Here is a 13,905-nt window from a genome sequence, read left to right as displayed (position 1 = left end):
CGCGTCAATTGTTGAAAGGCTGTTTACGGATGGTTGCGCCTGCTCCGCGATGGAGCACGGGAGGACGGGGAGGCTGGACGTTTCGTCAGGCCGTTCAGCGGTACTTTCCACGCTGAGACCCTTTTTGTCGGACAACCGCGGAGAGAGCAGACCGGATGAGCACGATCACCCCCACGCAGGAGCAGGCCGTCCTCGAGCGCGTCCCGAAGGGCCTGTTCATCGGCGGCGAGTGGCGTGACGCGAGCGGGGGCGGCACGCTCGGCGTCGAGGACCCGTCGACGACGCAGACGCTGACCGAGATCGCCGACGGCACGCCCGAGGACGCGCTCGCGGCGCTGACCGCCGCGCACGAGACGCAGAAGTCGTGGGCCGCCCATCCCCCGCGCGAGCGCGGCGAGATCCTCCGCCGCGCGTTCGAGCTGATCGCTGCGCGCACCGACGAGCTGGCGCTGCTGATGACGCTGGAGATGGGCAAGCCGATCTCCGAGTCGAAGGCCGAGATCACGTACGCGAACGAGTTCTTCCGCTGGTTCTCGGAGGAGGCGGTGCGGATCGAGGGGCGCTACGGGACCGCGCCCAACGGCAGAGGCCGGATGCTGACGATGAAGCAGCCGGTCGGCCCCTGCCTCTTCATCACGCCGTGGAACTTCCCGCTCGCGATGGGCACGCGCAAGATCGGCCCCGCGATCGCGGCCGGCTGCACGATGGTCGTCAAGCCGGCGCAGCAGACGCCGCTGTCGATGCTCGCGCTCGCGCAGATCCTCGAGGAGGCCGGCCTGCCGAAGGGCGTCCTCAACGTCGTCACGTCGAGATCGTCGGGCTCGCTGATGGCGCCGCTGATCAGCGACCCGCGCGCCCGCAAGCTCTCCTTCACCGGCTCGACCCCGGTCGGCCAGAAGCTGATGCAGCAGGCCTCCGAGCAGCTGCTGCGCGTCTCGATGGAGCTGGGGGGCAATGCGCCCTTCCTCGTCTTCGACGACGCCGACATCGACGACGCGGTCGAGGGCGCGCTGCTGGCGAAGATGCGCAACATGGGCGAGGCCTGCACCGCCGCCAACCGCTTCCACGTCAGCGACAAGGTCGCCGACGAGTTCACGACCAAGCTGGCCGAGCGGATCGGCGCGATGAAGGTCGGCCGCGGCACCGAGGACGGCATCCAGGTCGGCCCGCTCGTCGACGGCAAGCAGCGCGACACCGTCCGCGGCCTCGTCGACGACGCGCTCGCGAAGGGCGCGACCGCGGTCGTCGGAGGCCAGGACGCCGACGGCGCCGGCTACTTCTACAAGCCGACCGTGCTCGCCGGCGTGACCGAGGACGCCGAGCTGCTGCGCGAGGAGATCTTCGGCCCGGTCGCGCCGGTGCTGTCGTTCGGCGACGAGGAGGCGGCCGTCGCGGCCGCCAACAGAACGCAGTACGGGCTCGTCGCCTACGTCTTCACGAAGGACGTCAAGCGCGCGCTGCGGGTCGTCGAGGGGCTGGAGACCGGCATGGTCGGCCTCAACCAGGGGATCGTCTCCAACGCGGCCGCGCCGTTCGGCGGCGTGAAGCACTCCGGCTTCGGCCGCGAGGGCGGTCGCGAGGGGATCGACGAGTACCTCGACACGAAGTACGTCGCGATCAACCTCGACTGACCTGAAATCAGACCGGTTCGCTCCGGTGCGCTGACCTGCGGGCGGCGCACCGGTCGAGAGTGAGGCGAGGCGGCCGATCGCCCGGACATGCCTCGCGCAGCACTCGCTCTCGCCGTGCTCGTCGTCGCGCTCGCGCTGCCCTTCTCTACCGGCCTCGTGCGCTACGCCGGCCGCCGCTGACCACGCGTCTCGCGCTGACGCCGCCTGCCCGCTCGCGTCCGCGACCCTCTCGCAGACGCCGGCTGCCCGCTGGCGCCCGCGACCCTCGCGCAGACGCCGCTCGCTCGCTCGCGCCCACTCCCCCGCGCCCCTCGCTGACGCCATTCACCCCTCTCCCACTGCGCGTTTCTGTCCGCTTTTCGACTGCCAAAGCGCCAGCTCGGACGCGATTGGCTCAAAAACCGACCATTTGTCCATGGTCAACGCGCCAGAATGATGAAGATTTAGCGTTTTTCCGGCATTCTGTCGATGTACCCGGTCATCGCCGACCGAACGTCGCCCATGAACCGGACACTCCGCCCCACACTCCTCCTCGCCCTGCTCACGCTCCTCGTGATCGGCAGCGCAACGCCGTTCTTGGGCGGCGCCGCACAGGCGGCGAGCCGGCCGAGAGCGCAGGCGAGCGTCGTCGGCGGCACGACCGCACAGGCGGGGGTGTTCTCCTCGGTCGTCTTCATCACCGCCCAGACGAGCGCCGCGAGGGCGACGGCCTGCAGCGGGACCGTGATCGCCCCCACGGTCGTGCTGACCGCCGCTCACTGCGTCGTCGACGAGGCGACGCACACGGTCCGGCCGACGAGCGCGATCGTCGTCACTGCCGGCAGCCTCGACCGCACCAGCGGCGCGGCGACAGAGGTCGGCGCGGCGCGGATCGCCGTCCATCCCGACTACGACCCCGGCGCGCTCAGCTCCGACGCCGCCGTGATCCGCCTCTCCTCCCCGCTGGCGCTCGCGCCGGTGACGCTCGCCGACGGCGGCGACGCCGCGCTCGCGGCGCCCGGAACCGCCGCGACCTTCGCCGGCTTCGGCGCGACCTCCGGCACCTCGACCGAGGCGTCGACACGCCTGCTCACGGCGGCGACGACCGTGCTCGCCGACGATGTCTGCCAGCGGCTGCTGGGCGCCAACTTCGTCGCGGCCGTGACACTCTGCGCGGTCGACGCCGGCCGCTTCGCCGTCTCGACCTGCCGCGGCGACAGCGGCGGCCCGCTGCTGACGCAGCGCGGCGACGGCGCCTGGGTGCAGCTCGGCATCACGAGCTGGGGCAGCCTCGGCTGCAACACGCGCGTGCCGCAGGCGTTCACGCGCGTCAGCGCGATCGCGCCGTGGATCTCCTCGCAGCTCGCCGACGCGCCCGCCGCCGGCGCGACCTCCCCCGGCGGGATCGGCGACGCCGGCCTGGCGACCTCCGGCGCGCCGGCGAGCGCGACCCGCCGGGCCGGCGTCGCGACCGCCCGCTACCGCGGCCGCACGAGCCAGCGGCGCGCGCTCGCGGTGCGCGTCGCCGGGGCGCGCGTGACCGCGGCCGACTTCACCTGGCGCGCGCAGTGCACCCGCGGCAGCCGCGCCGGCAGCTTCAAGCTCGCACGCGGCATACAGCCGCGGATCGCGACCCGCTCGGGCCGCAGCGCCTTCGCCGTCAGCAGCCGCGACGGCGGCGGCCGCCGCGTCAAGCTGGCCGGCAAGAACAGCGGCGCCGGCCTGCGCGGCACGCTCCGCGTCAGCTGGCGCGACCGCACGGCCGGCCGCTGCGACAGCGGCACCGTGCGCTGGTCCGCCAAGCGCTGACGTCCCTCGCATTCGGGTGTGGGCTTGACTTCAAGCCCACTTCAACTCGTAGGCTGCTCGGCATGCTCCCCGCGGCCCTCTTCGAAGCCCTTGCACGTCAGCACCGGCAGACGCGGGTAGCGTGGGTACGCGGGGTCCTCGCGCGAGCGCATGCAGAGCGAGAAGACGGAGCCGCGCGTGTTGCGGACCACTCTCTGGTGGCGACAGGCGACGCACAGCCCGACGGCCGGAGCTGCTCCCATCCACGCCACTATACTTTCTGAAGTTTGCCCACGTTCCGTCGACTCCTCGGTTTCCTCTCCCCGTACAGACGGGGCGTCACCGTCTCATTCGCGCTCGCCGCCGCGGCGATGGTCGCGACCGTCGCGATCCCGTGGCTGACCGGCGAGGCGATCGACGCGACGCGCGACGGCGACAGATCGCGGCTGATCTGGCTGGCGGTCGCGGTCGCCGGAGCGGGCCTGCTGCGGCTCGCCTTCAGCGTCGGCCGGCGGCTCGTCGCCGGCAACGTCTCGCTCGGCGTCGAGTACGACCTGCGCGCGCGTCTCTACGGCCACCTGCAGAAGCTCGAGCTGGGCTTCTTCGACCACCAGCAGACCGGCCAGCTGATGTCGCGCGTGACCGTCGACCTGCAGGCGGTCCGCTTCTTCCTCGGCTACGGCCTGATCTTCATCGGCCAGGCGCTCTTCACGATCGTCCTGGCCGCGATCGCGATGTTCATCCTGCGGCCCGAGCTGGCGGCGATCGCGCTCGTGCCGGTGCCGTTCGTGGTCGCGATCGCGTTCCGCTTCGGCCGCCGCTCGCGGCCGGCCAACCAGGAGGTCCAGCAGCGCGTCGCCGAGCTGACGGCGGAGGCCGAGGAGAACGTCTCCGGCGTCCGCGTCGTGAAGGCGTTCGCGCGCGAGCCGCGCCAGCTCGCCCGCTTCGACCATCGCGTCGCGCGCGTCTTCGAGCAGTCGATGGTCGCGACCCGGCTGCAGGCGTTCTACGCGCCGTTCATCGGCTTCCTGCCGAACCTCGGCCTCGCCGCGATCCTCTTCGTCGGCGGTCGCGAGGTGATCGACGGGACGCTGACGGTCGGCGAGTTCACCGCCTTCTACGCCTACCTGCTGATGCTGATCTCGCCGATGCGGATGCTCGGCTACATGCTCGGCAGCGCCCAGCGCGCGACCGCCTCCGGTGCGCGCATCTTCCAGCTGCTGGACCGCGCGCCGGCGATGGCGATCCGCAACGACGTGCCGGCGCTGCCGCAGGGCAGCGGCCGCGTCGAGCTGCGCGACGTGTCGCTCACCTTCGAGGGCAGCACGCAGCCGGCGCTGAGCGAGATCGACCTGACCGTCGAGGCCGGCTCGACGATCGCGCTCGTCGGCCCGACCGGCTCCGGCAAGACCGCGCTCGTCTCGCTCCTGCCCCGCCTCTACGACGTCACGACCGGCGCGGTCCTGATCGACGGCGCCGACGTGCGCGATCTCGACCCGGGCAAGCTGCGGCGCGAGATCGCCGTCGTCACCGACGACCCGTTCCTGTTCTCCGCGACCGTCCACGACAACATCGCCTACGCCCGCCCCGACGCGACCCGCGAGGAGGTCGAGACGGCGGCGCGGCGCGCGCAGGCGGCCGAGTTCGTCGGCGCGCTGCCGCAGAGCTACGACACGATGATCGGCGAGCGCGGCCTGACGCTCTCCGGCGGCCAGCGGCAGCGGATCGCGATCGCCCGCGCGCTGCTCGCCAACCCGCGCATCCTCGTGCTCGACGACGCGACCTCGGCGGTCGACGCCTCGACCGAGCAGGAGATCAAGCAGGCGCTGGCGGAGGTGATGGAGGGCCGCACGACGTTCGTGATCGCCCACCGCCTCTCGACGATCGCGCTCGCCGACGAGATCGTCGTGCTCGACCACGGCCGGATCGCCGCGCGCGGCACGCACGAGCAGCTGCTCGACAGCGACGACTTCTACGCCGAGGTCGCGGCGAAGGGCCTGCCGAACCGGATACGCCACGACGAGCAGCGCGAGGTGGCGGGCCTGTGAGCGCGACGCCGCCACGCGACGGCAGCGACCGCGCCGCGTCCAGAGCGACCGACGAGCGCCGCTACGCCGAGGGCGCCTCCGCGCTGGCGACCGGCGCGATCGGCGCCGAGACGACCGCCGGCAGCGAGGCCGCCCGCCTCGCCGACCTGCGCCGCCGCCTGCGCCAGACCTCGGGCCGCGGCAGACGCCTGCGCGGCCTGCTGGTGCTGCTGCGCCCCTACCGCGGCCGCGTGATCCTGATGTTCGCGGCGCTGATCGCCGCGACGGCGGCCGCACTCGCGCCGGCCCCGCTGGCGAAGCTGGCGATCGACGACGGGATCAAGAACAGAGACGTCGGCCAGCTCGACCTGATCGTCGTCGCCTTCGTCGTCTCCGCGCTCGTCTACTGGGGCGCGACCTACCTGCAGACGTACATGACCGGCTGGGTCGGCCAGCGCGCGCTGCAGGACTTGCGGATCCAGCTGTTCCAGCACCTCCAGTCGCTGTCGCTCGGCTTCTACTCGCGCAACCGCGCCGGCGTCGTGATCTCGCGCCTGACCAACGACGTGCAGGCGCTCGACCAGCTCGTCACCGACGGCGTCACGACGCTCTTCCAGTCGACGCTGATGCTGCTCGGCGTGATCGTCACGCTGCTGATCTTCGACGCCGAGCTGGCGCTCTGGACCTTCCTCTCGATCCCCCTGCTGGCGCTCGCCGCGCTCGCCTTCCGGATCGCCTCCGCCGACGCCTTCCGCCGCACGCGCGAACGGATCGCGGCGATCACCGGCTACCTGCAGGAGACGCTGTCGGGGATCCGGATCGTGCGCAGCTTCGGGCAGGAGCGCCGCCACCTCGACCGTTTCGCGGAGCTGAACGAGGCCAACCGCCAGGCGAACATGACGACGGTCTACCTCAACGCCGCCTACTTCCCCGCGGTCGAGCTGCTGTCGGCGCTGGTGACGACGACGATCCTCGTGATCGGCGGCATCGAGGTGATCAACGGCAACACCTCGACCGGCGTCGTCTTCGGCTTCGTCGCCGCGCTCAACAACTTCTTCGACCCGATCCAGCAGCTGTCGCAGCTCTACACCACCTACCAGTCCGGCATGGCCGCGCTCGACAAGATCTTCGAGCTGCTCGACGAGGAGCCGGAGCTGCGCGACAAGCCCGGCGCGCCCGACCTGCCGCCGATCAGAGGCGAGCTGGTGTTCGACGACGTCGCCTTCAGATACGGCGGCAGAGAAGACGACGGCGCGTGGGCGCTGGAGGGGATCGACCTGCGCGTGCCGCCGGGTCAGACGGTCGCGCTCGTCGGCGAGACCGGCGCCGGCAAGTCGACCTTCGCGAAGCTCGTCGCGCGCTTCTACGACCCGACCGCCGGCGCGATCCGGATCGACGGCCACGACCTCCGCGACGTGACCGCCCAGTCGCTGCGCGAGCAGCTCGGGATCGTCCCGCAGGAGGGCTTCCTGTTCAGCGGCACGATCGCCGACAACATCGCCTTCGGCCGGCCCGGCGCCAGCGACGAGGAGATCGAGGCGGCCGCCGGCGCGGTCGGCGCCGACGTCTTCATCGAGCAGCTCGAGCACGGCTACGACACCGAGGTCGGCGAGCGCGGCGCGCAGCTGTCGGCCGGCCAGCGGCAGCTGATCGCGTTCGCCCGCGCGCTGATCGCCGACCCGCGGATCCTCGTGCTCGACGAGGCGACCTCGAACGTCGACATCCACACCGAGACGCGGATCGAGCAGGGGATGCGGCGGCTGCTGGCGGGCCGCACGGCGGTCGTGATCGCCCACCGCCTCTCGACGATCCAGCACGCCGGCCTGATCGTCGTGCTGGAGCACGGCAGGATCGTCGAGCGCGGCACGCACGACGAGCTGCTCGCGGCCGAGGGCCGCTACTGGACGCTCTACCGCGACTGGGCGTCACAAGCAGCGTGAGAAGCGGCCCGAGTGGGCAGCCACTCTGCAAGCGAGCAGAGGAGAGATCGCCATGGCCGACAGCAACAAAGGCGTCGTCTATCTCGGGCCGGGCACCGTCGAGGTCCAGGAGACGCCCTATCCGACGTTCGAGCTGAGAGACGGGCCCGGCGTCCACCCCGACAGCGTCGGGCGCGAGTGCCACCACGGGGTGATCCTGAAGGTCGTCTCGACCAACATCTGCGGCTCCGACCAGCACATGGTCCGCGGCCGCACGACCGCGCCGAGAGGGCTGATCCTCGGCCACGAGATCACCGGCGAGGTGATCGAGGTCGGCCGCGATGTCGAGTTCATCAGAAGAGGCGACCTCGTCTCGACGCCGTTCAACATCGCCTGCGGCCGCTGTCGCAACTGCAAGGAGCGCAAGACCGGCATCTGCCTCAACACCAACCCGGCGCGTCCCGGCGCGGCCTACGGCTACGTCGACATGGGCGGCTGGCCGGGCGGGCAGGCGCGCTACGTGATGGTCCCCTACGCCGACTTCAACCTGCTCAGATTCCCCGACAAGGAGCAGGCGATGGAGAAGATCCTCGACCTGACGATGCTGTCGGACATCTTCCCGACCGGCTACCACGGCGCCGTCACCGCCGGCGTCACGACCGGCTCCAGCGTCTACGTCGCCGGTGCCGGCCCGGTCGGCCTCGCCGCCGCCCACGCCGCGCAGGTGCTCGGCGCCGGCGTCGTGATCGTCGGCGACCTGCAGCCGGAGCGGCTGGCGCAGGCGCGCAGCTTCGGCTGCGAGACGATCGACGTCTCCAGAGGAGACCTCGGCGACCAGATCGCCGAGATCCTCGGCACGCCGGAGGTCGACTGCGGCGTCGACGCGGTCGGCTTCGAGGCCCACGGCCACGGCTCCGACGCCGGCAGAGAGGCGCCCGCGACCGTGCTCAACGCGCTGATGACGACGACCCGCGCCGGCGGCGCGCTCGGCATCCCGGGCCTCTACGTGACCGGCGACCCGGGCGCCTCCGACGCCGCCGCGCAGGAGGGCTCGCTGTCGATCCGCATCGGCCTCGGCTGGGCCAAGTCGCACGTGTTCACGACCGGCCAGTGCCCGGTGATGATGTACCACCGTGAATTGATGGAGGCGATCCTCAACGATCGCGCGCAGATCGCCAGAGCGGTCAACGCGACCGTGATCACGCTGGAGGACGCGCCGCAGGGCTACAGAGACTTCGACAAGGGCGCCGCGAGAAAGTACGTGCTCGACCCGCACGAGCTGATCGCCGCGTGACCTGACCGTCGTCTCGCGTCTTCGCCGCGCGGTACGGTTGCGGCCGTGCCGCGCGACGACTTCGCACTGCTCGCAGGAGCCGCGCCCGAGGAGGTGCAGGAGCTGCTGTCGCACGGGCGGCGGCGGACCTTCTCCGCGGGCGAGGTCGTCTTCCACGCGGGCGACCCGGCCGACTGCGTCCACTTCGTCCGCGGCGGCCGCTTCGCGGTGCGGATCACGACCGAGTTCGGCGACGTCGCGACGCTCAACGTCGTCGGCCCCGGCGACGCCTTCGGCGAGCTCGCCCTGCTGACGCCCGACGCGCCCCGCAGCGCGACCGTCGCCGCGCTGGAGCGAGGCGAGACGCTGTCGGTCCACGAGATCGACTTCCGCCGTCTGCGCGCGAGCCGCCCGCAGACCGATGCGCTGCTGACGCAGATGCTGGCGGCGCGCGTGCGGAGGCTGTCCGAGCAGCTCGTCGACGCGCTCTACCTGCCGGCCGAGACGCGCGTGCGGCGGCGGCTGCTCGACGTCGCGCGGGCGTACGCGGGCGCGGACGGCGCGGACGGTCTGGCCGACGGCGCGCAGGTGCCGCTGACGCAGGAGGAGCTGGCGTCGCTCGCCGGCACCTCGCGCGCGACCGTCAACAAGGTGCTGCGCGAGGAGCAGGAGCAGGGCACGATCGAGCTCGGCCGCGGCCGCACGACGGTGCGGGACGCGGCGGCGCTGGAACGGCGTGCACGCGGGTTCGGCTGAGGCGCGCGGCCGACGCTCCGCCCCACGCGGACGCCCCGCCCCACGCGCGAGGACGCCTAGCGCCGGCGCGCGCGGGTTCTTCTGACCGGCGCGAGGAAGTGTCTCCCCGCCGGCACCAGCACCGTTCTGCGCAGCGCGAACGCGGTCACGGCGACCTTGCCCTTGCGCACGGTCACGTAGCTGCCCGGGTGCGGGTCGCGCGGGCAGCGGTCGACGATCGTCCAGCGCGTGCCGCGCACGATCGCGGCGCCGTATCTGCCCTGCGTGCGGATCACGCCGTCGGCGTGGACGTCGACGCGGCGGCCCTTGCGGCCCTTGCGCGCGCGCTTCTTCTTCTTCGACGACTGCGCGCGCGGCGTCGCGGGTGAGGCGCCGTGGCCGCGCGGCCGCGCCGTCGCGCCGCGCCGCACGGCCTGGCAGCCCTCCAGCGGCCCGGACAGCAGCAGGTTGCCGGGCAGCTGACCGCGCTCGACGGCGGCGTCCTGGTTGACGACGAACCGCCCGCCGCCGACGACCGCGCTGGCGCGGCGGCCGGCCGCCGTCGTCGTGAACTGGAGCGAGACGCGGCCGCCGTTGGCGTCCAGCTCGCTGCCGAGCGGGATGTTGGCGACGCTCGACAGCGGCACGAAGCCGCGTCTCCCCTTCAGCCTGATCAGCACCGTCCCGCTGACGGGCGCGACGACGGTCGAGGTCGCGAGCACGGGCGGGGCGACGCCCGGCGGGACCGTTCTCGGCGGCGTCTGCGTCGTGCCCGGCGGGTTCGCTCTCGGCGTCACCGGCGTGATCGCGCGCACGCGGTGGTTGAAGGAGTCGGCGATCCGCAGGGTCGTGCCGGAGGCGGCGACCGCGCGCGGATGCGACAGCCGCGCGGCGAGCGGATCGCCGCCGTCGCCGGAGAAGCCGAGCGTGGCGGTGCCGGCGATCGTCGAGATCCTGCCGTCGGCGGTGACGAGCCGGATCCGCTCGTTGGTGCTGTCGGCGATCACGATCGAGCCGTCGTCGCGGACGGCGACGCCCTCGGGGCCGTTCAGGACCGCCTGCGTCGCCGGGCCGCCGTCGCCGGAGAAGCCGCCGACCGTGCCGGAGCCGGCGACGGTCGTGATCGTGCCGTCGGCGCCGACGCGGCGGATGCGGTTGTTGCCGGTGTCCGCGATCAGATAGCCGCCGCCGGTCAGCGGCACGACGCGCGCGGGCGCGTTCAGCTCGGCGGAGGTCGCCGGACCGCCGTCGCCGAGCCCCTCGCCGCCCCCGCCGGCGACGGTGATCAGTCTGATCCCGCCCGGCAGCACGCGCGCGATGCGGTTGTTGCCGGTGTCGGCGATCAGGAAGCCGCCGTCGGGCAGCGGCGCGACGTCGCCGGGCGTGTTGAGGCTGACGGTGGTGGCGTTGTCGTTGCTGCCGTTGCCCTGGATCCCGTTGCCGGCGACGGTCGTGATCGCGTTCGGTCCCACGCCGGCGACCGCGCCGACGCGGCGGATGCGATGGTTGCCGCTGTCGGCGATCAGGACCGAGCCGTCGGCGGCGATCGCGACGCCGCGCGGCTGGTTGAGGCGGACGCTCGCGTCGGTCGCGGCGACGCCGTTGCCGGCGAACGGGTCGCTCGTGCCGCAGCAGGGGCCGGCGCCGGCGACGGTCGTGATCACGCCGGCCGGATCGACGCGGCGGATGCGGTTGTTGGAGGTGTCGGCGATCAGGTAGCCCTCGCCGCCGGAGAACGGCGCCAGCGCCGACGGCGAGGTCAGCAGCGCTCTGACGGCGAAGCCGCCATCGCCCGCGAAGCCCCCGGTGCCGCTGCCGGCGACGGTGTCGATGCGGTCGGCGGCGCCCGCGGCGGAGGCGCTCGCCGCGAGCACGACGACGAGCGCGAAGAGGATGCGTTGGAGGCGATTCCGGCGGTTCATGGACCAGATCCTGGCGCGTGGCGCCCGCCGCAACTGTCGCAGACCACGCACCGTCCGTGTCGAATGCGCGACACTGCGCCGATGCTGAGCCGGCCGGTGCGTGCGCTGATCACAGGCCTGCTGGCGGCCGCGCTTGCCGCCGGCATCGCCTGGACCGGCGCGCTCCAGCAGCTCGAGTCGGCCTCGGTCGACGAGCGCTTCCGCGTGCGCGGATCGCAGGGCCCGCCCGCCGGCGTGTCGATCGTGGAGATCGACGACGACGCCATCAGAGACCTCGGCATCCGCTTCCCCTTCCCCCGGCGGCTGCACGCGCAGGCGATCGACGCGCTGCTGGCGGCCGGCGCCCGCGCCGTCGCCTACGACGTCCAGTTCACCGAGGCGAGCGACCCGGCCGACGACGCCGCGCTCGCCCGCGCCGCCGCCGACCCGCGCGTCGTGCTCGGCACCTCCGAGATCGGGCTCGACGGCAGAGCGCGGATCCTCCCGCGTCTGCGCCAGGCCGGCGCGCGCGTCGGCGTGGCGTTCTTCCCGGTCGACACCGACGGCACCTGGCGCCGCTTCGCCGGCTCCAACCACGGCGTGCCACACCTCAGCGCGCTCGCCGCCGACGGCTCGCCCGATGCGCCCGAGCGGCCGATCGACTTCGCCGGCCCGCAGGACACGGTCGCGCACCTCTCCTTCAGCGATCTGCTCGACGGCAGATTCGACCGCGACCTGGTGCGCGGCCGGATCGTGCTCGTCGGCGCGACGGCACCGTCGCTGCTGGACTTCCACCCGACGCCGTACGGCCACGAGATGAGCGGCGTCGAGATCAACGCCAACGCGGTCCAGACGATCCTCGACGGCTACCCGCTGCGCGACGCGCCGCCGGCCGTCGCGGTGCTGCTCGTGCTCGCCTGCGGCCTGCTGGCGCCGCTGGCGACCGCGCTGCCGGGCTCGCCGTCGCGGGCGCTCGTGCGGGCGTTCGCGGTCGGCGCGAGCGGCGTCGTCGTGCTGCTCGGCGGCGCGCAGCTGGCGTTCGACGGCGGGGCGATCGTGCCGCTCGTCGCGCCGCTGCTGGCGCTGCTGTTCGGGACGGCGGGCGCCGTCGCGCTGACGTATGCGGTCGAGCTGCGGGCGCAGCGGCGGCTGCGCGTGGAGCTGGAGCGGTTCGTCGCGCCGGCGGTCGCGACCGAGCTGCTCGCGCGCGACGAGCCGCTGGAGAGCCGCAGAGTCGTCGGCACGGTCCTCTTCTGCGACCTGCGCGGCTTCACGACGCTGTCGGAGCGGCTCGGCGCCGAGCGCACGATCGCGCTGTTGAACCGCTACCTGGAGCTGGTGACGGCGGCGGTGCTCGACCGCGGTGGGACGGTCGTCTCCTACCAGGGTGACGGCGTGATGGCGGTCTTCGGCGCGCCGCTGCCGCTCGCCGACCACGCCGCGCGGGCGGTCGCCGCCGGCTTCGCGCTGGTCGACGACGTGCTGCCGGCGCTGAACCGCTGGGCCTCCGAGCGCGGGCTGCTGGAGCAGGACGCGCTCCTGGGGATCGGCGTCGGGCTCAACAGCGGTGAGCTGATGGCCGGCGTGATCGGCTCGGAGCGACGGGTCGAGTACGCCGCGATCGGCGACGTCACGAACGTCGCGGCGCGGCTGCAGGCGCTCGGCCGCGAGCTGGCGCTGGAGCCGCCGGCGCGGCTGTTCGCCGCCGAGGCGACGGTGAAGGCGCTCGGCGGCGCAGAGGCCGCCGAGCGCCTGGAACGGCACGGCGAGGTCGGGCTGAAGGGCCGGCGCGTGCCGGTCGCGGTCTGGGTCGGCCGCTAGGCGCGGACCGCGAGCGGGCGCGGGGCGGGCGGCGGAGCCGCGGCGAGCCCACCGCACCGGGGTCAGCTGAAGCGCGGGGTGCAGACGGCGTAGGCGCGCAGGACGCGGTTGGTGCCGCTGCTGTTGCGGCCGGCGACGGTCCAGCCGTCCATCGCGCCGCCGGTCGTCGGCGACGGCACCGAGGCGGTCACCTTCGCGTCGAGCTGCGTCGGCGTGTCGCTGGCGACCTGGAACCAGCCGCCACCGCCGCCGATCGCGATCTCGTCGGGGTTGCAGGAGGCGGTGACGCTGGTCGAGCCGTCGGCGCCGGAGATCGTGCCGCTGGCGACGAAGACGGTGCGGACCGAGCTGCCCATGTACGCGGACGGCTCGCGGCCGCCGAGCTTCTTCGCGTCGTCGGCGCTTCTCGCCGTCTCGGCCGTTCTGGCGCTGTCAGCGGTTCTGGCGCTGTCGGCGCTGGTCGCGTGGTCGGCGTTGACGGCGTGGTCGGCCTCCCTGGCATGCTGCGCCTCTCTCGCCAGCTCGGCGAAGTTGGTCAGTCTCGCGACCGGCACGATCCCGAGCTTCGACTCGTTGATCTGCACGCCGGTCAGCGAGTTCGCCTTGAGCCGGTTGCCCGGCAGGCTGCCCTGCTTGAGCGAAGCGCCGCTGACGCGCGGCGCGGCGTCGGCGACCGACACGGCGCCGGCGAGCGCAGCGGCGGCGATGGCGGCGGAGACGGCGGTGCGGGTGAGGGCGATGGAGCGCATGGTGATCCTCCTGGAGTCCCTGTCGGCGAGCCCGGTGCCCGCCGCTTTCGATGGACCCAAGACTGCTCCCCGCCGCCCTCCC

10 protein-coding genes are annotated in these 13,905 nt (G+C 73.1%); 7 read left to right on the top strand and 3 right to left on the bottom strand.

Annotated features, from left to right (window positions below):
• Positions 1 to 155: 155 nt before the first annotated feature.
• Together Q7L73_RS00775 and Q7L73_RS00770 are read left to right on the top strand one after the other, a co-directional pair.
• Entirely contained in the window at positions 156 to 1,631 is a 1,476-nt protein-coding gene (locus Q7L73_RS00775) for an NAD-dependent succinate-semialdehyde dehydrogenase (RefSeq protein ID WP_304688165.1), read from the top strand.
• Positions 1,632 to 2,132: 501 nt separating this feature from the next.
• Entirely contained in the window at positions 2,133 to 3,419 is a 1,287-nt protein-coding gene (locus Q7L73_RS00770; protein WP_304688163.1) for a trypsin-like serine protease, read from the top strand.
• Positions 3,420 to 3,460: 41 nt separating this feature from the next.
• On the opposite strand, the gene Q7L73_RS00765 is transcribed toward Q7L73_RS00770, so the two are convergent.
• Positions 3,461 to 3,661 (bottom strand): hypothetical protein, encoded by a 201-nt coding sequence (locus Q7L73_RS00765; RefSeq protein WP_304688161.1) that lies wholly within the window; start codon positions 3,659 to 3,661, stop codon positions 3,461 to 3,463.
• A gap of 24 nt (positions 3,662 to 3,685) precedes the next feature.
• Here Q7L73_RS00765 and Q7L73_RS00760 point away from each other — a divergent pair, with 24 nt between their 5' ends.
• Genes Q7L73_RS00760 through Q7L73_RS00745 form a run of 4 tightly spaced genes read left to right on the top strand, consistent with a single transcriptional unit; the run spans position 3,686 to position 9,373 of the window.
• Positions 3,686 to 5,446 (top strand): ABC transporter ATP-binding protein, encoded by a 1,761-nt coding sequence (locus tag Q7L73_RS00760; protein WP_304688159.1) that lies wholly within the window; start codon positions 3,686 to 3,688, stop codon positions 5,444 to 5,446.
• Entirely contained in the window at positions 5,443 to 7,365 is a 1,923-nt protein-coding gene (locus Q7L73_RS00755; RefSeq protein WP_304688157.1) for an ABC transporter ATP-binding protein, read from the top strand. Before Q7L73_RS00760 ends, Q7L73_RS00755 begins: the two co-directional genes overlap by 4 nt.
• 52 nt (positions 7,366 to 7,417) lie before the next feature.
• Positions 7,418 to 8,638, top strand: a complete 1,221-nt coding sequence (gene fdhA, locus Q7L73_RS00750; protein ID WP_304688155.1) for a formaldehyde dehydrogenase, glutathione-independent — start codon at positions 7,418 to 7,420, stop codon at positions 8,636 to 8,638.
• Between the two features lie 45 nt (positions 8,639 to 8,683).
• On the top strand, positions 8,684 to 9,373 hold the full coding sequence (locus Q7L73_RS00745) for a Crp/Fnr family transcriptional regulator (protein WP_304688153.1): 690 nt from the start codon (positions 8,684 to 8,686) through the stop codon (positions 9,371 to 9,373).
• A 56-nt stretch (positions 9,374 to 9,429) separates the two neighbouring features.
• Here Q7L73_RS00745 and Q7L73_RS00740 read toward each other — a convergent pair whose 3' ends face one another.
• Complete coding sequence (locus Q7L73_RS00740) at positions 9,430 to 11,274, bottom strand: hypothetical protein (protein ID WP_304688151.1); 1,845 nt, start codon at positions 11,272 to 11,274, stop codon at positions 9,430 to 9,432.
• 81 nt (positions 11,275 to 11,355) lie between these two features.
• On the opposite strand from Q7L73_RS00740, the gene Q7L73_RS00735 reads away from it, so the two are divergent.
• A complete protein-coding gene (locus Q7L73_RS00735) occupies positions 11,356 to 13,074 on the top strand; it encodes a CHASE2 domain-containing protein (protein ID WP_304688150.1) in 1,719 nt (572 codons plus the stop codon).
• Between the two features lie 62 nt (positions 13,075 to 13,136).
• On the opposite strand, the gene Q7L73_RS00730 is transcribed toward Q7L73_RS00735, so the two are convergent.
• The gene (locus Q7L73_RS00730; RefSeq protein ID WP_304688149.1) at positions 13,137 to 13,823 is read right to left on the bottom strand and encodes a hypothetical protein; all 687 of its coding nucleotides are present in this window, start codon (positions 13,821 to 13,823) and stop codon (positions 13,137 to 13,139) included.
• Between the last annotated feature and the right edge of the window lie 82 nt (positions 13,824 to 13,905).

This window comes from Conexibacter sp. CPCC 205762 (genome assembly GCF_030646155.1).
Classification (GTDB): Bacteria; Actinomycetota; Thermoleophilia; order Solirubrobacterales; family Solirubrobacteraceae; genus Conexibacter.
This window is presented reverse-complemented; position numbering and strand designations above follow the sequence as displayed.

Coding starts and splice junctions, on each gene's coding strand:
- Q7L73_RS00740 (WP_304688151.1), bottom strand. CDS start 11,274: ATGAACCGCCGGAATCGCCTCCAACGCATCCTCTTCGCGCTCGTCGTC.
- Q7L73_RS00765 (WP_304688161.1), bottom strand. CDS start 3,661: ATGGGAGCAGCTCCGGCCGTCGGGCTGTGCGTCGCCTGTCGCCACCAG.
- Q7L73_RS00735 (WP_304688150.1), top strand. CDS start 11,356: ATGCTGAGCCGGCCGGTGCGTGCGCTGATCACAGGCCTGCTGGCGGCC.
- Q7L73_RS00775 (WP_304688165.1), top strand. CDS start 156: ATGAGCACGATCACCCCCACGCAGGAGCAGGCCGTCCTCGAGCGCGTC.
- fdhA (WP_304688155.1), top strand. CDS start 7,418: ATGGCCGACAGCAACAAAGGCGTCGTCTATCTCGGGCCGGGCACCGTC.
- Q7L73_RS00770 (WP_304688163.1), top strand. CDS start 2,133: ATGAACCGGACACTCCGCCCCACACTCCTCCTCGCCCTGCTCACGCTC.
- Q7L73_RS00730 (WP_304688149.1), bottom strand. CDS start 13,823: ATGCGCTCCATCGCCCTCACCCGCACCGCCGTCTCCGCCGCCATCGCC.